This is a genomic window from Chryseobacterium sp. 2VB, assembly GCF_005503635.1.
Classification (GTDB): domain Bacteria; phylum Bacteroidota; class Bacteroidia; order Flavobacteriales; family Weeksellaceae; genus Chryseobacterium; species Chryseobacterium cupriresistens.
Map to the genome: position 1 here is coordinate 177151 of NZ_SCNC01000005.1, position 20460 is coordinate 197610.

Below are 20460 nucleotides of genomic sequence, written 5' to 3' on the forward strand. Positions count from 1 at the left end.
CCCCTTCAGTTGGAACGTTGGTTGATACTTGAATAATTAAAAATTTTTGTGATTTAAAAAATTATTTTGTCTGATAGCCTCCGTAATATTTTACAGGTGACCAGTCCGGAATGACTGGAAGTGGTGCGGGTGCTTCTGTTTTGTAGGTTTTATCTCCGTACACTACTTTTCCATCTACGATCGTCAGTTTTGAAGTGATGTTTTTGATGTCTTCATCATTGACTGTGAAATAATCTTTGTCCAAAATAGTAAGGTCTGCAAAGTATCCTTTCTGTATTTTTCCTTTCTGATAGTCTTTGATCAATTCGTATCCTCCGTAAGTAGAAAGTGATAAAGCTGTTTTTCTGTCCAGTGTATTTTCTTTAGCCATCACCTGAGTTCCTCCTATTGTTTTTCCTGTAGTAATCCAGTATAAAGCCACCCATGGATTGTAACTTGCTACTCTTGTTCCATCAGTTCCCAATCCTACCGGAATTCCCATTTCCAGCATTTTTTTCACCGGAGGAGATGTCAAAGCCGGCTTTTTACCATATCTGTGGATGAAACTTTCTCCCTGATACGCCATTCTGTGCTGTACAGCAATTCCTCCACCCAACGCTTTGATTCTTTTCATATTATCTTCGGTAACGGTTTCTGCGTGGTCAATGAACCATACTAATCCATTCAACGGTGTCTCTTTGTTGACTTCTTCAATGACATTCAAAAACCTTGTGATACTTTCATTATAGGTTGCATGAATTCTGAAAGGCCATTTGTTTTTTACCAGAAGACTTACTACCTCTTTCATATTTTTCTCCATGGTAGCAGGAAGTTCCGGTCTTGGGAAAAGAAAATTTTCAAAGTCGGCTCCGTCTGACACCAGATTTTCCCCTCCTCCGTTGACATGATAATCGATTTCATTAAAATCATTATGACCATGATCGTCAATTTCTACCATTCCAATCCATTTGGTGTAATCGGCAAGCTCAGATCCTTTTTTCTGGGCAAATAAATAGTAAGGAAGACGAACGGTAATTTTCCCCTGTTTGTTCAGCTGATCTGTTGTTCCGTAGTCATCCGGGAAATTCTGGAATCCTCCGCCTGCGTCCATTACGGCAGTCACTCCTAATCTGTTCAGTTCCGTCATGTATTGAAGGGTAGAATTTACTTTTTCTTCTTCTTTCAGCTCCGGCAGTTTCGCCAATGTTGAATAAAGGATAAATGCATTGGGTTCAGCTACCAGTAATCCTGTAGGATCTCCGTTATTGTCTTTTTCAATTAAACCTTGGGCAGGATTGGGAGTATCTCCATTGATATTCAGTTCTTTTAATCCGGCTTTGTTCAACCACGCTTTTCCATAGAGATACATGATGAAAGTGGGCACATTTCCTGTAGCTTCATTAATTTCAGCCAGCGTAGGGAGTCTTTTTTCTTCAAACTGATATTCATTCCAGCCTCCGATGACCCTTACCCATTGTCCTTTCGGTGTTCTCTGAGCCTGTTCTTTCAGCATTTCCAAAGCTCTTTTTAAAGATTTCACACCATCCCAACGAAGTTCGGTATTATAGAACCTTCCTCCGCGAATCACATGCAAATGGCTGTCAAACAAGCCGGGAATCACTCTGTTTCCTTTAGCATCAATGACTTTTGTACTGCCGTTTTTTAATTTTAAAATCTGGGCGTTGGTTCCCACCTGTAAGATTTTGTGGTCTTTGATGGCAACAGCCTGTGCTTCCGGATTCTTATCATCCATTGTGGTAATCTTTCCGTTAGTAATGATCATTTCTGCTTTCTGAGCATTCAGAATTCCTGCTGCCAAAACCGTGGAAAGTGTAAGTATATTCAGTAGTTTCATTATTTCAATATTTAAGTTTGAAGGTTTCGGCAGGCTTTCAGCCTGCCGAAACAGTCCCATTAGTGTTTTAACATTTCCTGAGCATACTGAATTCCAATACCATAAGCTCCACCATGTTTTTTCATCAGGTCATTAACCGGTTTGTATGTTTCTTTTCTAGCCCAGTCTCTCTGCAACTCCAATACATACTGAACAGAAGTGATAGGATGCGCTCCTGCCTGAACCATACGGGTGATTGACTGATCGTGCGCTTCTTTAGAAATATCCCCAGAAGCATCTGTTACTACATATACATCGTAACCTTCGTCAATCGCTGATAATACAGGGCCTACGATACATACGCTTGTCCATAATCCGGCGAAAACCAGTTTCTTTTTATTTTTTCCTGTAATGGCTTTGTGAGCATTAACATCTTCCCACGTATTCATAGTAGTTCTGTCTACATATCCACTGGTTGCTTGCGGGTATACTTCTGAAATTTCCGGGAAAACAGGTCCGCTGAATGACTTTTCTGCCACCGTTGTTACTACTGTAGGAACATTGAATATTTTTGATCCACCCGCTACCAGTGCCACATTATTTCTTAATTCTTCCATACTGATGCTTTTGGTTGCAAAAGCCATTTGTCCTTCGTGGTCTATAAGCACTACGGCATGATTGGTAGGATTTAATAATGATTTTCCGGGGTTTTGAGCTGATGCGGTTAATGATAATAAACCAGCTGCAAATGATAGGATTAATTTTTTCATAATAATTTAAAATTTAAGAGTTGTTATTTTTGTTTAATTTTTTATTTATAGTGTCATTGGTACTTCCATCAAAAGGATTTCTGTACCTTCCTGAAAGGTTTTGATCGTAATTTCCTGAATATCCCAGACTCCGAATCCATCACGTTCTTCTATGATCTCACCGCCTATTTCTGCGCTTCCCTTCAAAATAAAAGCATAGATTCCGTTTCCTTTTTTTCTGATCTGGTAATGGATTTCTTTATTCTGATCAAAAGTTCCCAGGTGAAACCATGCATCCTGATGAATCCATACACCTTCGTCATCTGCATTAGGGGAAAGAATCTGTTGAAATTGATTGTGACCTTTAGTTTTGTCTAAATTGATCTGATCATATCTCGGCGTCACATTTCTTTTTTTGGGATAAATCCAGATTTGAAGGAATTTCACCGGCTGATCACTGTTTTTGTTGAATTCGCTGTGCATAATTCCGGTTCCTGCACTCATGACCTGAATATCTCCGCTTCTGATCACGGCTGTATTTCCCATGCTGTCTTTGTGTTCAAGATCACCTTCCAAAGGAATACTGATGATTTCCATATTGTCGTGAGGGTGGGTTCCGAAACCTCTTCCTGCTTCCACTTTATCATCATTCAAAACCCTCAATACGCCGAAGTGCATTCTTTCAGGGTTGTAATAATTGGCAAAACTGAAAGTGTGCTGGCTCAACAGCCATCCGTGATCCGCTTTCCCTCTTGAGTCTGCTCTGTGGATCACAGAGTTTTCTTTTATTTTTGATTCTGTATTGGGAAGATGATTGTATCCGATCGGTTCTAATGGTTCGATCTCGTCGATGTCATTTTTCATAGCGCCGGCCAAAGAAGCTGATGCTACAAACATTCCTGTTCCCAATAATCCTTTCTTTAAAAAATCTTTTCTGTCCATATCAGATTGTTATTTGTTCTTGTTTGATAGGACAAATTTAGAGAGACCGAAAACCCTGCACATTTAACTAGTTTAATAAATGACTTTGAAGCAAAAAAAAATGCCGGATACTTTTGTATTCGGCAGTATAACTATAGTGGATTGCTGTTTTTTTTGGAAAGTGTAAAAGTCTTTTTACTCTTAGGAACTATTTAATTTGATATAATATTTTAAAGAATAACTTCACTTAGATTCCTACCGGAATGACAAACTGTGTGGGCAAGGCCATCATTGCAATTATGTCATTCCATAAGAATCTTTGTATCAATGACAAGCAAAAAAATAGTTGGAAAACGCAAAGACGCAAGTTGTTTTCTAAGCTAAATATTTTTATGACGCAAGGATTTATCTCCGATAAAATGGGTGAATATAATTTAAAATCCATGCAAATCTCTGCAATCTGCAAGTATAAAAAACTAAGATTTATTTTTCTTTTGAAGCAAGACGCTTTCTTATGGTACTGACAAATTCTTTTGAAACTCCCAGATAGGAAGCAATATAATACTGCGCAACTCTTTGGGGGATTGAAGGATATACTTTGATGAACTCAAGGTATCTGTCTGATGCAGTCTTTGAAATGGTATTTACCAATCGGCTTTGCAGGGTTGCCAGGTTCCTCTGAACCAGCATTCTGAAAACTCTTTCAAATTTGGGAACTTCCTGCAGCAGTTTTTCTTTTGTTGTAGTATTCAACATATAGATTTCAGAATCTTCCAGCGTTTCGATAAAAACCTTAGAAGGCTTCTGTTCATGAAATGATGCAATATCACTGATCCACCAATCTTCGATGGCAAACAGTAACGTTACTTCAGAACCATTATCATCCAAACAATACATTCTCACACATCCTTTATGAATATACCCTTCAAACTGGCAGATCTCTCCTTCTCTGAGCAAAACCGTTTTCTTTGGAAACGACTGGCAGACAAGCAGATCTGTAAAGTTTTTTTCTTCTTCGGGAGTGATTGAAATAAATCGCGTAATATTTTTGATGATATTTTCGAACATAATGTCAGGTTTTATCCCTGCAAATTAGGAAAAAGACTGTAAACTTCATTCTTTAACAGTCCACTTCCTCCTCCATAATGATCGATTACTTTAATATCCTTATCCAAACCGGCACAGAATATTTTTATATCTTTCTCAAAATCCTCCTCTAGGCCAGAGCTTAAAAGGACAATATCCACCATATTATTCTTTATATACTCATAGCAGAAATTTTCATCACTTTGTATGTCTGCTGTCCAGCCTTCATTGTTTTCTATAATTCTTTTTAAAGTATCCAGAATTTCCTGGTTCTTTCCTATGACTAAAAAATGTAATGTTTTCATGTTGTTCTATATTTAAAGTTCAGGGTTTAAGGTTTATAGTGTTTACGTAAATAGTAAAATGACGATTTGGGTTCCTGCGGAATGACATAGTGCATGGATAAATAAAGTGCGTAGTTTGTCCATTCTGTCTGTAACAATTTACACTCTTATAATTTCAAACGCACGCATCCTCAAACTCTCCCACTCGTATCCAAAACCTCGAAACCTCGACCCACTCTCAAACTCTCTTACTCTCAAACCCGAAACCCGAAACCCGAAACCCACATCTCGCATCTCGCAAACCCGCTACAAATGCTTATTTCCTGTAATTTTTAATTCATTCAGATCCAGTTGTGATTCTGCTTTTCGGATCTCGTCATCACTGAAGAGTTTTTCGCGTTTCATTTTAAAGAGTTCTTTTCTCTGTAAGGCAAATATATCCATCATTACTTTATGATATTCGGCCATATCGTTTTGCCTGTTGGTACACATTTCAATAGAATTGAGATGATTCTGGTGAAGTCTGATATCACTTTCCAGCGTATTTTTAAGGTTCTCCAGCAGACCATTGCTGTTTACTGCTTCATTGTATTCATTATCAAGTTTATGAACGGCAAGTTTATCCAGTCTCATCTGAATTCCGGCCTGCTGTTCGTGAGAAGGCAAAATATGATCAATCTCTCCTATTTTGGTTAATTTAATAATCAGAGGCAGGGTAAGTCCCTGAAACACTAATGTCACAAAAATGACGACAAATGTGATAAAAATGATCAGATTTCTCATCGGAAACTCAGCTTGTGAATTCATCATCACCGGAATAGACAAAGCTGTTGCCAGGGAAACCACTCCTCTCATTCCTGCCCAGCCTATGATTAAAGGATTTTTCCATCCCGGACTCGGATCACGACGGGCTTTTTCACTGAACCATCTTGGAAGATGAGCTACGGGATAGATCCATAAAAGACGTACCACAATGACAATCAAACTTATAACCAAACCATATTTGATGCCTTCCATTACTGAAATTTCACCCAATCCATTGATTATATCAGGAAGTTCAAGACCTATTAATACAAAAACCAAAGCATTCATCACAAAGATGAGTGTGTTCCAGACTCCTGTCATATTGATTCTCGTAGTTCCGGTTTTGAAAATCTCATGAGCACGGAATGACATAAACAATCCTCCGCTCACCACAGCCATCACTCCCGAAAAATGGAAATGTTCTGCAGAAAGAAATAAAATATATGGCGTCATTACGGTAAGTGCCGCATCAATAGCAGGTGTTGTAGGTAAAAAACGGTGAATGGCATAAAAAATATGTGCTCCGGCAATCCCTACGACAACACCCATACCTGCCACCAGAAAAAACTGTCCAGTCGCTTCATGCATTGAAAACGCTCCTGTCATTACAGCTGCCAGAGCAAACCTGAAAACAATCAGTGAAGAGGCATCATTAATCAGACTTTCTCCTTCCAGTATAGCGAGGGTACGTTTCGGTACTTTTAATCCTTTTAAAACTGTTGTGGCTGCTACGGCATCCGGTGGCGAAACAATTCCTCCCAATAAAAATCCTAATGCAAGCGTAAATCCCGGAATCAACATTTGTGAAGTGTAAGCAACGACCAGAGAAGTCAGAAATACCAGCCCGAAAGCCAATAAGCTGATGGGACGTTTCCATTTCCAGAAATCATTCCATGAAGTGTACCAGGCTGCTTCGTATAAAAGAGGTGGTAAGAAAATCAGAAATATAATCTCCGGATCCAGCTTTAAAACAGGGACTCCGGGAATAAGGCTGATCCCCAATCCGGCAAGTACCAGAAAGATAGGATAGGCAATTTTGATCCGTTGTGCCAGCATGACCAGCAGCATGACGAGTAATAAAAGTCCAAGGATTAAAAGGAGTTGTTCGTGCATGTTTTTTAGAAGTTAGAAATTAGAGGTTAGAAGTTAGTTTTTAGGTTTGGGTTATTTAAGTTGGGCTAAAGCTAGTGATTTTTTGTTTTTTGTTTGGCGGGCTAAAGCCCGCCGCTATTGAATGTTAATTTATTTATTGAGACTCCTACGGAGTGACAATCTGTATGGATAGTTAATCCTCATACTTTGCCATTCCGTAGGAATCTCCACTTCACTAGGTTACTTAAAATGTAATAACCACAAAAGTCACAAAGTTTTTGTTTTAAAATGTTTGCAAAGTTTAATAATATACAATATAAAGATCACATGAGAGAAAAATCAAAGATTTTTATACAACTTAAGTGTTCTTTTTAAGCGTTCGATATTTACTTATCAAATCTTTTGTGACTTTTGTGGTTAAACTATTTAAATATAACTGAATTCGCTATTTCAATTTCTTCCTCGTTAATAGAATGTCCAAAATTGGCATATACTTTTTCAGTTACCTCCGCATTCATTTCTCTTAAAATATTAGCTGTAGCATATACTCTTTCTACCGGAACATGAAAATCAGGATTGCTGGTTCCCAGGAAAATCGGAGTCCCTGCAAAATCACCTTTATAATTTTCACGGTTGATTTTATCTCCAATCACGCCACCAATAATAGCTGCCGCTCCACCGAACTTCTGAGCATTGCGGGCTAAAAATTCAAGGGTAAGACAGGCTCCCTGGGAAAATCCGAAAAAGTATATATTTTCAGGTTTTATTCCTGCATTGACGGCTGCTTTTACAGTCTCTTCAACCATTTCAAGAGCTGATGACAACCACGGTTCGTTTTGTTCCACCGGAGCTATAAATGAAAAAGGATACCAGCTGTGATTCAAAGCCTGTGGGGCTAGCAGCGTATAGTCTTTTACATTCAAATGCTGGGATAAACTCAGAATATCCTGAGCACTTCCTCCGCGTCCGTGAATCATGATCAAAGCTTTTTCCGCCTGATTTAAGGGTATTCCTGCTGTTTTTATATTTAAAGTATGACTCATTATTTCTATCTGAATTTTTCTGTTGGATAATCAATTTTAGGAAGAACTTCTTTCAAACGTTCTCTTCTTTTTTCAAACTGTAGCGGCAATTGCAGATCTTCACCTAAAAATGCAGCTTCTTCATCCACGTCGAACCCTGGGCCTGAAGTAGCAATTTCAAACAAAACGCCTCCCGGTTCTTTAAAATATACGGAAGTAAAATATTTTCTGTCTTTCACTTCGGTATGCTCCAATCCATAGGCATTTAATCTTTTTACCATTTCAAGCTGGGACTCTGCGTCGGGAGTAGCAAAAGCCACATGATGAACGGTACCTCTTCCTGCTAAACCTTTTAAGGCATTTGGGGTAGAAAGCAGATCTACATATTTTCCCGGCATGTTGTCGGTTCCCAATCTCAATCGGTCAGGACTTTCTTTGATCACTTTATGATCCATCTGAGTGGTCAGAAGTGCTGCTGTTCTTTCATAAGCATCCTGCCAGATTTCTACATGATGAATCCCTTTGATGGCATAATCTTTAGGAATATAACCATTGTAATATCCTTTTCTTTCGTCTTCATCATTAAAAACCAATTCCAATCCCAATCCATCAAAATCTTCAAGATAAATGAAAACTTCATCAGAAAATCTTTGCTGCGGCTGTTTGAAAGGAATATTGAATTGTTCCAGACGGTTCATCCAATAATCCAGGGCATCGATAGAAACCGAAAAAGCCGTTGTATTGAGCATTCCTTTACCATGTCTGCCATTGATCAGATCTTTACCATAAGGAAAAGTAGTCATAATCGTTCCCGGTGTTCCGTATTCGTCACCGAAGTAAAAATGATAAACATCTGAGTAATCAAAATTGACCGTTTTTTTGACCAATCGAAGCCCCAAAACTCCGGTATAAAAATCTATATTTTCCTGTGCATTGCCGGTAATTGCCGTAACGTGATGCAATCCTGTGATAAGTTTCATTGTGATAAAATTGTTAATTGGTTATTATGATGGAGGCGAGATTTCGGGGTTCGGGATTCGAGTTAATAAGTTCGGAAATAACTTTATTCATCTTCTGTTTTTTAGCTCAAGATTCTCAAACCCTCTTCCCCTCAGACTCTCAAACTCGAATCTCAAAAACCCGGATCCCGAAACCCAAATCTCGAATATCGAAAACCCGCATCCCGCATCTCAAACTCCCTACAGTTCTTCCTTCAACCATACATCATTATATTCTTCCGGATGACGTTTGAACTGTGCGTGAACATAAGGACATAGCGGTAGAATTTTCAAATCATTTTCTCTTGCGTAGGAAACCAGTCTTTCCAGTAAAATTTTGGCAAAGCCTTTTCCTTCATATTCCGGATTTACTTCGGTATGGTAAACGGTCAGTTTTTTTCCAATCACTGATATGTCCATTTTACCTGCTTTATGATCGTCTGAGAAAAGCTGGATCTCTCCTTTTCTTCCTTCTAAAACTATTTCTGTTCTTTCCATTTTTCTTGTTTTTAAATCTTTATTCAAAATTAGCATCTTTATAAAATATGACCGATGATCTATGATAAGTTCGGCAATACTCCTTCTATTTTCTCACGCATACCTTCGTATTGAACAGGAAGTTTAAGGTTGGCTCCCAACTCATTCAAAGGCTCATCTACAGTGAATCCAGGATTATCAGTTGCAATTTCAAATAAAACTCCACCCGGCTCACGGAAATACAGTGAGTAGAAATAATCTCTGTTGATTTTCGGTGTGATGCTTAGTCCTGCGGATAAGGCTTTCTCACGATATTCCATCAAAACATTATCATCTTTTACCCTGAATGCAATATGGTGATTGGTTCCCGCTGCATTTCTACCTGTCGGAATGGTATCATTTTCAATAATATCAACAATATTAGCGGTATCAATGGCATCAGTAGCCAGTCTGTATCTTTCGCCTTCCTGTTTCTGCAAGTCGTATCCTAAAATATCGGTCAGAACTTTGATCGTAGGATCTGCTTTTTTCAAGGTTAAAGTCACATTATGGAAACCTTTTAATGCATTTTCATCTTTGATATCATCCGTTGTCCATACTTTTCTGTTGTCTTCACTTAGAGGCTCTATCAGCTGTAACTGGAGGCCGTCCGGATCTTTAAAAGAAATCATCTTTTCGCCGAATATTTCTCCTTCTTCTGCGGCTACATTAAAGCTTTGTAAATGGTTTTTCCAGAATTCAAGGCTTCCTTTCGGGACAGAATATCCGATATGAGTTGCCATTCCGCTTCCGTTGTTTCCTTTTCCTATTCCTTCCCAGGGAAAGAAAGTAAGAATGGTTCCCGGGGTTCCGTTTTCATTTCCGAAATAGAAGTGATACGTTCCCGGATCGTCAAAATTTACAGTTTTCTTTACCAGTCTTACACCTAAAACTTTGGTATAAAAATCTAAATTTCTTTTCGCGTTGTCTGCAATAGCAGTAATATGATGCAGACCTAAAATTCTATTGTCCATGTCTTTTAATTTTGATGCTAAATTACAGTGAACAGAAATCCTGTGCATTTAACTAGTTTAATAAATGCAAAACTCCGTTTCCGGAAACACATTTTAAATCATTTTTAAACAGTCCTCAACCAACCTTTACACAATCCTCAAAAAATTCAATTTATATTACCTTTTCCATAACGCCTGTTTTAATCAAAATCTGACCTTTTCTTACCAAAACATTATGAAATTAATCTATTCAATACTTTAATTTCAAAACAGAACAACATACAAATCACTGATTTACAAAACACTAATCCATTAATAATAATTTAACATTCAAAATGTCTACTTTTTTAGTGGACTAATAAAAATTATATTCTATATTTGCAAACGTATTCAGGAAATAAGACAAAATGAAGGCAGAATTAAAATATAATTCAATTAAGAAACATACCATCAAAAATATGATGAAGGATATGTGTATGCCTGTACATCAAGAATACTGTGGTTGACCTTACTTTTATTTAGACATATTTTCGAAGGCTTTACCACGTGGTAGAGCCTTTTTTTATTGAATAACAACATTAAAAACATAAAAATGAGCAATTCTAAAAACAAATGGTTGATTCCATTGGCTTTTACAAATATCTATGTGATATGGGGAATTACGTTTTTAGCTATTTCATTTGGCTTAAAAGGTTTCCCACCCTTCATTCTTTCCGGATTGAGATTTCTGGTAGCCGGAATTCTCATGATAGCCTATCTTCTTTCTAAAGGAGAAAAGGCAAATTCACTGATCAACTGGAAGAAAAATGCCATTACCGGTATTCTTATTCTTACCGGAGGAACCGGGCTTGTAGCCTGGGGAGAACAATATGTAACCGCTTCTGAAGCTGCTATTTCCATTGCAACAGGGCCATTCTGGTTTATTGCTATTGACAAAAATAATTGGAAATATTATTTTTCAGATAAATTTATTCCGATAGGATTGGTGATTGGTTTTGCTGGATTGATTATGTTTTTAAAAGGCAGTGTACATTCAAATGCTGCTCATGCTGTTGTTAATGAAAATTTACGGATTACAGCATTTGTAGTTCTGGGATTAAGTTCGATCTCATGGGTATTGGGTTCATTATATTCAAAGAAAAATCCGGCATCCCAATCTACGTTTATGAATATTGCCCAACAGCTTATAATAGCAGGATTAGCCTCTTTTCTCATCGCTTTTTTCAGAAAAGAATGGACTGATTTTTCAGTTTCTGCGGTTCCGCTATCGGCATGGTTTGGGGTTCTATTTTTGATCTTCTTTGGATCGATAGTCGCTTATTTGTCGTACATTTGGCTTCTGTCCGTAAAACCCGCTGCTTTGGTAAGCACCCACACCTACATCAATCCTATTGTAACAGTGATTGCTGGCTGGATTGTTGCCCACCAAAGCATCAATGGAGGTCAGCTGTATGGTTTATTCATTATATTGCTGGGAGTACTTCTAACCAATGTCACCAAGTATTTCAGACTTTCAAAAAGGGCCAAGGTCAAAATCAGAAGAGTAAGGAGATTTTTAAACAGAACAGGCAGAAGATATCAGCCTATTTAAAAAGTATATAAAATCAGAATGATAGAAATCAGAAACATATCAAAAACATTTCACCAGAAAAAACAGTCTTTCAAAGCACTGGATAAGGTAAGTCTTACTATAGATAAAGGAGATATCGTAGGAATTATCGGTTTTTCAGGGGCAGGAAAAAGTACGCTGATCCGTACCGTTAATTTATTGGAAAGGCCGGATGAAGGACAAATTATTATTAATGGAAAGGATTTTACCAAACTTAGCTCCAAACAACTGGCTGAGGAGCGTAAAAAAATCGGAATGATCTTCCAGCATTTTAATCTTCTTTCTTCAAGAACTGTTTTTGACAATGTAGCGCTTCCATTGGAACTTGATCATACCAGCAAGGACGAAATCAAAAGGAAAGTCAACGAACTCCTGAAGATTGTAGGACTTGAAGATAAAGCCAACGATTATCCCAAAAGCCTTTCCGGAGGACAGAAACAAAGAGTTGCCATTGCAAGGGCTCTGGCCAATGATCCTCACCTTCTGCTTTGTGATGAAGCTACAAGTGCACTGGATCCGGCTACAACACAGTCTATTCTGCAGCTTTTAAGAGATATCAATCAGAGACTGGGAATTACCATCCTTTTAATTACCCACGAAATGGAAGTCATCAAATCGGTCTGCAACCACGTGGCCGTTATCGATAAAGGAAAATTATTAACAAAAGGAACTTTAAGCGAGATTATTTCGGAAAAAGAGAACCCGATCATCCGTCAGTTCATCAATTCAGACATCATGACCCTGCCACAGGAACTCATCAGCAGACTGCAGAAAGAACCTCAAGAAGGTTTATTTCCACTGGTCGAAATAGAACTTAACGAAAACATCAGTGTTGAACAAATTCTCTCAACACTATACAACCAATATAAAATCCCATATAAATTGTTAAAGGCGGATGTAGAGTATTTTGGAAATTCCAATTTCGGTAAACTACTGTTGCAGCTTCAGGGTGAAGCGGAAGAAAACCAGCAGGCGATCTATTATTTCAATCAAAATAAAATTCAAAATACAGTAAAAGGATATGCTTAGTGATGCGGTAATTGCCCTTTTGGCAAAAGGAACCTGGGAAACGGTTTATATGACATTTTTATCCGGATTTTTTGGATTTGTGCTGGGACTTCCGGTAGGAATCCTGCTATTTTTAACCAGAAAAGGACAACTGCTGGAAAATGCAGCCTACCATAGAGGATTATCTATATTGGTAAATATTTTTCGTGCCATTCCCTTCATTATTTTAATTGTATGGATGATTCCTTTCACAAGGATTCTGGCAGGAACTTCCATTGGAGTGAATGCGGCTTTGGTTCCGTTAAGTGTGGGAGCTGCTCCTTTTATTGCTAGACTTGTAGAAAACAGCCTTATCGAAGTTCCACACGGTCTTATAGAGACGGCAAGAGCTTTGGGAGCTTCTCCGCTGCAGATCATTAGAAAAGTATTGCTGCCCGAAGCGCTTCCTTCATTAATCAATAATGCGACTATCACTTTGATTACCTTAGTAGGTTACTCTGCAATGGGTGGTGCTGTAGGAGCTGGCGGGCTTGGACAGGTGGGTTACCAGTACGGATATATCGGATATGATATTGTAATTATGAATACCGTTTTGATTCTGCTTGTTCTTTTGGTTTTCATTATCCAGTTTATGGGCGACAGATTGTCAAAAAGATTTGATCACAGGTAGTTTTTGGGTGAGAGGGTTTGAGAGTGGGAGTGTTTGAGATCCGGGGTGCGAGTTTCGGGATATGGGGATGAATAAGATCATTTTTTACTCTTTTGCTTCAATAGTATTTAAATAAAAAATAGAATGAAAAAAATAAAGATTTTTGGTTTAGTGGCTGCCGGAATATTGCTGTTCAGTGCCTGTTCGGGAAGAAAGGATGATCCGAACTTTATCCGTGTCGGGATTACCTATGGCCCGGAACAGGAAATTGCTGAAGTGGCTAAAAAAGTGGCTAAAGATAAGTACAATCTTGAAGTGGAACTGATCCCTTTCAACGATTATGTAGTTCCCAATGAAGCCCTTACTAACGGAGATATTGATGCCAATGCCTTTCAGCATATTCCTTATTTAACAGAACAGTCAAAGCAGAGAGGATATAACCTTGTGCCTGTAGGAAATACATTTGTGTATCCTATTGTAGCTTATTCAAAAAAAATTAAAAACGTTGGTGAATTACAGGCAGGCAATACGATTGTTATTCCCAATGATCCTACCAATGGAGGACGTTCCTTACTTCTTTTACAGAAAAATGGCCTGCTGAAATTGAAAGACGGAGTTGGACTTCTACCCAAAGTAACGGATATTACAGAGAATCCAAAACAGCTTAAAATTATGGAGATTGAAGGAGCACAGATTCCAAGGGTTCTGGATGACAGAGATGTTGTTGTGGGGGTAATTAATAATAATTTTGCAGCACAGGCAGGTCTGGATCAGGAAAAGCAAGGTATTCTTGTTGAAGACAAAGATTCTCCTTATGTGAATGTGGTAGTCGCCAGACAGGATAATAAAAACAGCCAGAAAGTAAAAAACTTTGTAAAAGCCTACCAGTCTCCGGAAGTGGAAAAGAAAGCTAAGGAAATCTTCAAAGGAGGTGCTGTGAAAGGATGGGATTGATGAGTGAGAGGGTTTGAGGATATTAGAGTTGTGAGAGTGGATTCGGGTTTTTCTTTTTCACCTGATAACTTCTCTTCAGTTTTTTCGCATTTACACCTGCAATATTTAATAAAAAGCTGTCTGCAAATAATCAGGCAGTTTTTTTATTTGTCAATTTTTTATTTTCTCAATTTGAGATAATAAAATTTTTGTCTATTTTTGTTTTTAATCAAATAGAAAGGCATTATGTTAAAGAAAACCGTCATTATAAGTTTACTCACCTTTATTTCTGCTTCTTATATGGCTCAGACTAATACTACCATTCCTGTTTATCTGGATGAATCCAAATCTGTTGAACAGCGTATTCAGGATGCATTATCAAGAATGACACTGGAGGAAAAAGTGGCTATGCTTCATGCACAGTCCAAATTCAGTTCACCGGGTGTACCAAGATTGGGAATTCCTGAATTCTGGACCACCGATGGCCCGCACGGGGTTCGTCCTGAAGTAATGTGGGACGAATGGGATCAGGCCGGATGGACCAACGACTCTATTATCGCCTACCCTGCCCTGACTGCTTTATCCGCAACATGGAACAAAAAAATGTCATGGAACTATGGAAAAGCATTGGGCGAAGAGGCCCGCTACAGAAAAAAAGATATTCTTCTGGGACCTGGAGTTAATATTTACAGAACTCCACTGAACGGAAGAAATTTTGAATACATGGGTGAAGATCCTTATCTGACATCCAAGATGGTGGTTCCTTATATTAAAGGTGTACAATCTAACGGAGTGGCAACTTCTGTAAAACATTTTGCTCTGAACAATCAGGAAATGTTCCGTCATACAAGCAATGTGAATGTAGATGACAGAGCGTTGTATGAAATTTATCTGCCACCTTTCAAAGCAGCTGTGACAGAAGGTGATTCGTGGACGATCATGGGAGCTTATGATATGTACAAAGGCCAGTATGCCAGCCAGAATCAGTATCTTTTAAATGATATTTTAAAGAAAGAATGGAACTATAAAGGAGTTGTTGTGTCCGACTGGGGTGCTGTAAACAATACAGAACAAGCTATCCACAATGGTCTTGATCTTGAATTCGGTTCATGGACCAACGGACTTTCTGCAGGAACTAAAAATGCCTATGACAATTATTATCTGGCAAAGCCTTACCTTGATTTGATTAAAGCAGGAAAAGTAGGAACTAAAGAATTGGATGACAAAGTAACAAGATTACTTCGTCTTGCCTACAAAACAACAATGAACCGCAACAAGCCTTTCGGAAATATTGCTTCTGAAGAACATAAAGCGGTTGCCAAAGAAATCGGAGAAGAAGGAATTGTTCTGTTAAAAAATCAGGGGAATATTCTTCCGATTGATCTTAACAAGGCTAAAAAAATAGCGGTTATCGGAGAGAATGCCATCAAAATAATGACTGTTGGCGGTGGTTCTTCATCTTTAAAAGTGAAATATGAAACGCTTCCTTTAGACGGAATCAAAGCCAGATTTGGAAAACAGGCTGATGTACAGTATGCAAGAGGCTATGTAGGAGATATCGGAGGAGAATATAACGGAGTAAAATCCGGACAGGATTTAAAAGACACCCGATCTGAGGCTGAATTATTGAATGAAGCCGTAGAATTGGCAAAAAAATCAGATTACGTCATTTTCGTAGGCGGACTGAACAAAGCAGACTTCCAGGACAGTGAAGGAAACGACAGAAAAAGCTATGGACTGCCTTACAATCAGGATCAAATCATCTCTGTGCTGGCCAAAGCGAACAAAAATCTTGCTGTGGTTTTAGTTTCCGGAAATGCAGTGGCCATGCCGTGGATCAAAGAAGTTCCGACGGTTGTACAAGCCTGGTATCTTGGATCCGAAGCCGGAAACTCTATTGCTGCCATTTTAGCAGGAGATGCCAACCCATCAGGAAAACTTCCGTTTACATTTCCGGTAAAACTTGAAGACAATTCAGCACACCAGCTGGGAGAATATCCGGGACAGAAAGATGAATTGGCAGCAGGAAAAGGAAAAGACCAGAAAAATCCTATCAATATTACGTACAACGAAAGCATTTTTGTAGGATACCGCTGGCATGACACGAAGAATATAAAACCTCTTTTCAGTTTCGGACATGGATTGAGCTACACTACTTTTGAATTCGGAAAAGCAAAAGCAGACCAGACTACTATTTCACAGGACGGTAAAATCACATTTACAGTAACCGTTAAAAATACAGGCAAAAAGGCAGGTGCTGAAGTGGCGCAGCTTTATATCAGTGATTTAAAATCCTCTGTTCCCCGCCCTGCAAAAGAATTGAAAGGTTTTGAAAAAATATACCTGAATCCGGGAGAACAGAAAGAAGTGACTTTCACCATTGATAAAACGGCTTTAAGCTATTTTGATGCTCAAAAACACGATTGGGTAGCTGAACCGGGAGACTTTGAAGCACAGATTGGAAATTCTTCCGATGCTATTAAAACCAAAGTAAAGTTTACCCTTAAATAAAAAGCAGATTATAAACTCTATTTATAATTATTTGATAGAATGCAAACAGATCCCGGATTGGGATCTGTTTTTTTATTTCTCCTTTTTTTTGTGGGTGCTAAACTTATCAGCGTTTTTCTAACGCAAGTTTAAATAAAAAAAGTAACATTTTAAGGAAGCTAAGAAAGCAACTTTGTTGCTTAAGAAAGATTACGATTACGTTCGCTTAGAAAGAATCAATGTAATTGATTCAAAACTTTGCCGGCTTAAAATAATAAAAAATTCAGATAAGAACTTTGCGCTAAAAATTTATTCTTTTTTCCCACAGATTACAGAGATTGCACAGATTTTTAAAGACAATCAAGGACGGACCTCACTACTTCTAGCTTCCAGCCAGAAATAAAAAGCAGATTCCCAATTGGAAACCTGCTTTCATTATATCTAACAAATCCTGAATTATTTTCCGCCGCCGCCGTTTTTCTCTACGTCGGTTTTTGTATTCTCCTTTACCTTCTGGTTTCCAAAACGCTTTACAAAAGTAAGAGAAACTCCATACCAGTCCCATTTTGAGTACTCTCTGAAAGTTCCGTCCGCGCTGTATGTTGTGTTATCGCCATAAGGCCTTTTAAAGATGTTCATCAGCTGCATGCTCAGCTCCATCTGGGTTTTCGGGAATATTTTAGTCACTGAAATATTATGGAAAACATTGGTATTGTTGGCATATGAGTTACCGTTATTCTGATTGGCAAGTTCCATCCATGCACTTACATTAATGTTTTTATTAAACAGATTAGTATAAGATATATTCGCTGAGGCTCCCCAATAGCTGATATAATCCTTAGCTCCCAATTTATTCTTCTCGTTAAAATCCTTATTATTAATGTAGTACCATCCAAATCCGGCATTCACATTCAGTTTATTTTTCAGGAAATTCTGATTGGTATTGGCAAATAGGTAGTATTTTTCAACCTTTCCATCAAAGTTCCCCGGCAATGAAACTGTTCTGCCATTTTCCGTTACGTAAGTCGTCCAGTAATCCTGATTCGTGTGCATATATCTTGCAGAGATAAAGTACTTTTTCAGAATTCCGAACTTCAGATAAAGCCTGTCATTCGGGTTAGGATTCAGATAAAGGTTTCCTCTGGAATACGTTCCGTTAATTTCAGGCATAAGGAAGGGATTAAATTCAGAATACCAGGGTCTCCAAATGCTTCGGTTGTAGGTAAGACTCAGGTCAAATTTCTCTGAAAAACTATATTTCAGCAATAAGTTGGGAAGAAAAGAGCCGTAAGAATCCCTTCTTTCCGTACCTGCTACATCCTGTCTTACTTTATAATCAATATATTCGTAACGGATTCCGACTCTTGTTTCCAGTTTTTCAAAAAATGTTTTGCTGTAATTGGCATATAAAGAACTCAGATGATCTTCATAATGGAATCTGTCATTGCGGGAAAGATTAGCGAATTCCGGGATGGCATTATCAATACTGAATCCATACAGGCTGTTAGGAATAACATGGTTGTTTATTTCGGTCTTCCCTCCTACTTCCATGGTGCCTCCCGATTTACCAAAAGGCTGTGTATAATCAACTTTCAGATAATAATTACGCATCTGATTGCTACTGATAACGCCCAGCTGCTGATGGGTTATCACCCCCTGCTTAGTAATTTGCTTGTCGATCAGATTATCATTATTATTACTGGAATAATTGGTTCCTAAATTAATATCTAAAATCCTGTTTTTCTCTTTATCATAGTACTTGTAGAAAGCATTAGTCCCCAGATTACGGCTGAATCCCCAGTTGTTTTGGTTCTGGAGGAAAGATTCTCCCGGATCTCCGTCTTTTGTAGTGGCTCCATTAGATTCTGCAGTATGAAAATTCCTGTTTTGTGAATATTCCAGTACAAGCCCGAAGTTATTTTTATCATTAATTTCAAACTCTGAAGTGGAAGAAACAGAAGGGCTTTCATTTCTCATTACATTTTTCAGATTAAACTGTGTCAGTCTATTTTCCGCATAGCGGTTATCTCATGTCTGATTCGTCTGTACATAAGTTCCGTTATTATAACCTCCTATAAGGGTTTGGGTAAACTTTTTCTTATGGTAGTTCAGGTTGAAATTCGTGTATTGCGAGTTTTTGGTACTTTGTCTGTTGTTGAGAGATATGCTTCCTTTTAATCCTTCATCATCCCTTTTTTTAAGGACAATATTGATCACGGAACCGGAAGTTTCATAACGGGAAGACGGACTGGTGATTACTTCAATTTTCATCAGGTTATCGGCAGGAATTGTTTTAAGATATTCCTTGAGCTCCTTACCTGTAAAAACAGATTTCCTGTCATTGATGTATACGGTAACCAATTGTCCCTCAGCTTTTACCTCATCATTGTTATCAATACTTACCAGAGGAGTCATTCTCAGCACATCCCATGTTGTATTTCCGGCAAGAATTGCACTATTCGCTACATTAAATACAGTTCTGTCTACTTTAGATTCTACGGTTGGTTTTCTGGCAACCAGCGTAACCGCTTCTATTTCTTTTGCATTTCCTTTTACAGTATCGTTGGCAGCCGGAGCTGGAACCTGTTGGCCCATTGCTGATACGCCTGTTAATATTGCTATGGGAAATAATAATATTTTCATGTGAAATTATAGTTTTTTCTATAAGACCACTATCTTCATTAATATGTTACATTGAAAAATAAAAAAAAGTAAAATAATTATTTAATTTTCAACCATATAACAATTAAAACGTAAACATAAATTTAAAAATGATGTAAATTTTTCAACAAATCAAACCAATAAAACTCACTTCCATTATAAATATTCTTAAAAATCAATATTTACACGAAATTGAAAATTTATTTAAAATTCCAATAGTTTGACCAGCAAAAAAGCCCGGATCTCACCCGGGCCGTTAGCAATAGCAAATTGACAAGGATTACTATTAAAAAATATATGCTAGTTTACACTTTCAAAGTAATGAATAACACCTACCTCAGGCAAACGAAACGGATCTTTATTAAAACCGGATTCTTTATTCCTGCTGCTTTCCAGAAAAGAATTACTGAAAAGTGCATAAGAAGGCTGTTCTGCCACTCCGTTTTTTAAAAGCTGATGGGCTTCCACAATTGTTTTTCCATATAATTTTCTGAAGTTTCCGATATTATACTGTGAAAAAGATCCGTAATGAACAATAAACTTGAGAGCCAGATCAATTTTGGTACTTAAACTTTTACTTAACTCTTCTATTTTCCTGTTGAAAGCAGTCCGCATCTTCCACAGCATTGTTGAAATACTCTGGTAAGACGGATTTTCATCATAACGGTAAAATAAAATGGCATCTCCCTCAATCTCGGAAATTTCAAAATACTGATCGTTCACATCAATGAGTGTCGACAGTAATTGCCGTACAATATACTCGCCTGTATACAATTTTGTATTGAACACAAATTCAGTAAATCCGCTGAAATCCGGAATAAGAATGATCCCCTCTTGTATATTTGTCTTCATAATGATAATGGATTAAAAAC

General features: G+C 37.9%; 18 protein-coding genes. 5 read left to right on the plus strand and 13 right to left on the minus strand.

Annotated features, from left to right (window positions below):
• Positions 1–61: 61 nt before the first annotated feature.
• The 10 genes from FFS26_RS07430 to FFS26_RS07475 all read right to left on the minus strand — a co-directional run bounded on the left by FFS26_RS07430 (position 62) and on the right by FFS26_RS07475 (position 10259).
• The gene (locus FFS26_RS07430) at positions 62–1834 is read right to left on the minus strand and encodes an amidohydrolase (RefSeq protein ID WP_137904708.1); all 1773 of its coding nucleotides are present in this window, start codon (positions 1832–1834) and stop codon (positions 62–64) included.
• Positions 1835–1893: 59 nt separating this feature from the next.
• Positions 1894–2583 carry a hydrolase gene (locus FFS26_RS07435; RefSeq protein WP_110010611.1) on the minus strand — a complete coding sequence of 230 codons (690 nt, stop codon included), beginning with the start codon at positions 2581–2583 and terminating at the stop codon, positions 1894–1896.
• 45 nt (positions 2584–2628) lie between these two features.
• Positions 2629–3504 carry a pirin family protein gene (locus tag FFS26_RS07440; RefSeq protein WP_110010610.1) on the minus strand — a complete coding sequence of 292 codons (876 nt, stop codon included), beginning with the start codon at positions 3502–3504 and terminating at the stop codon, positions 2629–2631.
• Between the two features lie 462 nt (positions 3505–3966).
• Positions 3967–4551, minus strand: coding sequence for a Crp/Fnr family transcriptional regulator (locus FFS26_RS07445; RefSeq protein ID WP_137904709.1), 585 nt, complete (start codon positions 4549–4551; stop codon positions 3967–3969).
• Between the two features lie 11 nt (positions 4552–4562).
• On the minus strand, positions 4563–4874 hold the full coding sequence (locus tag FFS26_RS07450) for a hypothetical protein (protein ID WP_137904710.1): 312 nt from the start codon (positions 4872–4874) through the stop codon (positions 4563–4565).
• A 285-nt stretch (positions 4875–5159) separates the two neighbouring features.
• Positions 5160–6770, minus strand: a complete 1611-nt coding sequence (locus FFS26_RS07455; protein ID WP_137904711.1) for a Na+/H+ antiporter — start codon at positions 6768–6770, stop codon at positions 5160–5162.
• 401 nt (positions 6771–7171) lie between these two features.
• Positions 7172–7792 carry an alpha/beta hydrolase gene (locus tag FFS26_RS07460; RefSeq protein WP_137904712.1) on the minus strand — a complete coding sequence of 207 codons (621 nt, stop codon included), beginning with the start codon at positions 7790–7792 and terminating at the stop codon, positions 7172–7174.
• Between the two features lie 5 nt (positions 7793–7797).
• Positions 7798–8751 (minus strand): VOC family protein, encoded by a 954-nt coding sequence (locus tag FFS26_RS07465; RefSeq protein ID WP_110010605.1) that lies wholly within the window; start codon positions 8749–8751, stop codon positions 7798–7800.
• A 219-nt stretch (positions 8752–8970) separates the two neighbouring features.
• Positions 8971–9267 (minus strand): GNAT family N-acetyltransferase, encoded by a 297-nt coding sequence (locus tag FFS26_RS07470; protein WP_047433770.1) that lies wholly within the window; start codon positions 9265–9267, stop codon positions 8971–8973.
• A 59-nt stretch (positions 9268–9326) separates the two neighbouring features.
• Positions 9327–10259: a ring-cleaving dioxygenase gene (locus tag FFS26_RS07475; protein WP_171006260.1), complete on the minus strand. Its 933-nt coding sequence runs from the start codon at positions 10257–10259 to the stop codon at positions 9327–9329.
• A gap of 571 nt (positions 10260–10830) precedes the next feature.
• Here FFS26_RS07475 and FFS26_RS07480 point away from each other — a divergent pair.
• The 5 genes from FFS26_RS07480 to FFS26_RS07500 all read left to right on the plus strand — a co-directional run bounded on the left by FFS26_RS07480 (position 10831) and on the right by FFS26_RS07500 (position 16948).
• Positions 10831–11829 carry an EamA family transporter gene (locus FFS26_RS07480; RefSeq protein ID WP_110010603.1) on the plus strand — a complete coding sequence of 333 codons (999 nt, stop codon included), beginning with the start codon at positions 10831–10833 and terminating at the stop codon, positions 11827–11829.
• A gap of 18 nt (positions 11830–11847) precedes the next feature.
• On the plus strand, positions 11848–12876 hold the full coding sequence (locus FFS26_RS07485; RefSeq protein ID WP_110010602.1) for a methionine ABC transporter ATP-binding protein: 1029 nt from the start codon (positions 11848–11850) through the stop codon (positions 12874–12876).
• On the plus strand, positions 12869–13525 hold the full coding sequence (gene metI, locus FFS26_RS07490; protein ID WP_110010601.1) for a methionine ABC transporter permease MetI: 657 nt from the start codon (positions 12869–12871) through the stop codon (positions 13523–13525). Before FFS26_RS07485 ends, metI begins: the two co-directional genes overlap by 8 nt.
• Before the next feature lie 123 nt (positions 13526–13648).
• Complete coding sequence (gene metQ, locus FFS26_RS07495; protein WP_137904714.1) at positions 13649–14458, plus strand: methionine ABC transporter substrate-binding lipoprotein MetQ; 810 nt, start codon at positions 13649–13651, stop codon at positions 14456–14458.
• Positions 14459–14737: 279 nt separating this feature from the next.
• Positions 14738–16948 (plus strand): glycoside hydrolase family 3 C-terminal domain-containing protein, encoded by a 2211-nt coding sequence (locus tag FFS26_RS07500; RefSeq protein ID WP_410493499.1) that lies wholly within the window; start codon positions 14738–14740, stop codon positions 16946–16948.
• A 435-nt stretch (positions 16949–17383) separates the two neighbouring features.
• On the opposite strand, the gene FFS26_RS07505 is transcribed toward FFS26_RS07500, so the two are convergent.
• The 3 genes from FFS26_RS07505 to FFS26_RS07510 form a co-directional block, all read right to left on the minus strand.
• The gene (locus FFS26_RS07505; protein WP_228449406.1) at positions 17384–18904 is read right to left on the minus strand and encodes a TonB-dependent receptor domain-containing protein; all 1521 of its coding nucleotides are present in this window, start codon (positions 18902–18904) and stop codon (positions 17384–17386) included.
• Positions 18905–18955: 51 nt separating this feature from the next.
• Positions 18956–19570 carry a hypothetical protein gene (locus FFS26_RS22755; protein WP_228449407.1) on the minus strand — a complete coding sequence of 205 codons (615 nt, stop codon included), beginning with the start codon at positions 19568–19570 and terminating at the stop codon, positions 18956–18958.
• 318 nt (positions 19571–19888) lie between these two features.
• On the minus strand, positions 19889–20440 hold the full coding sequence (locus FFS26_RS07510) for a DUF2652 domain-containing protein (RefSeq protein ID WP_137904716.1): 552 nt from the start codon (positions 20438–20440) through the stop codon (positions 19889–19891).
• Positions 20441–20460: the final 20 nt, after the last annotated feature.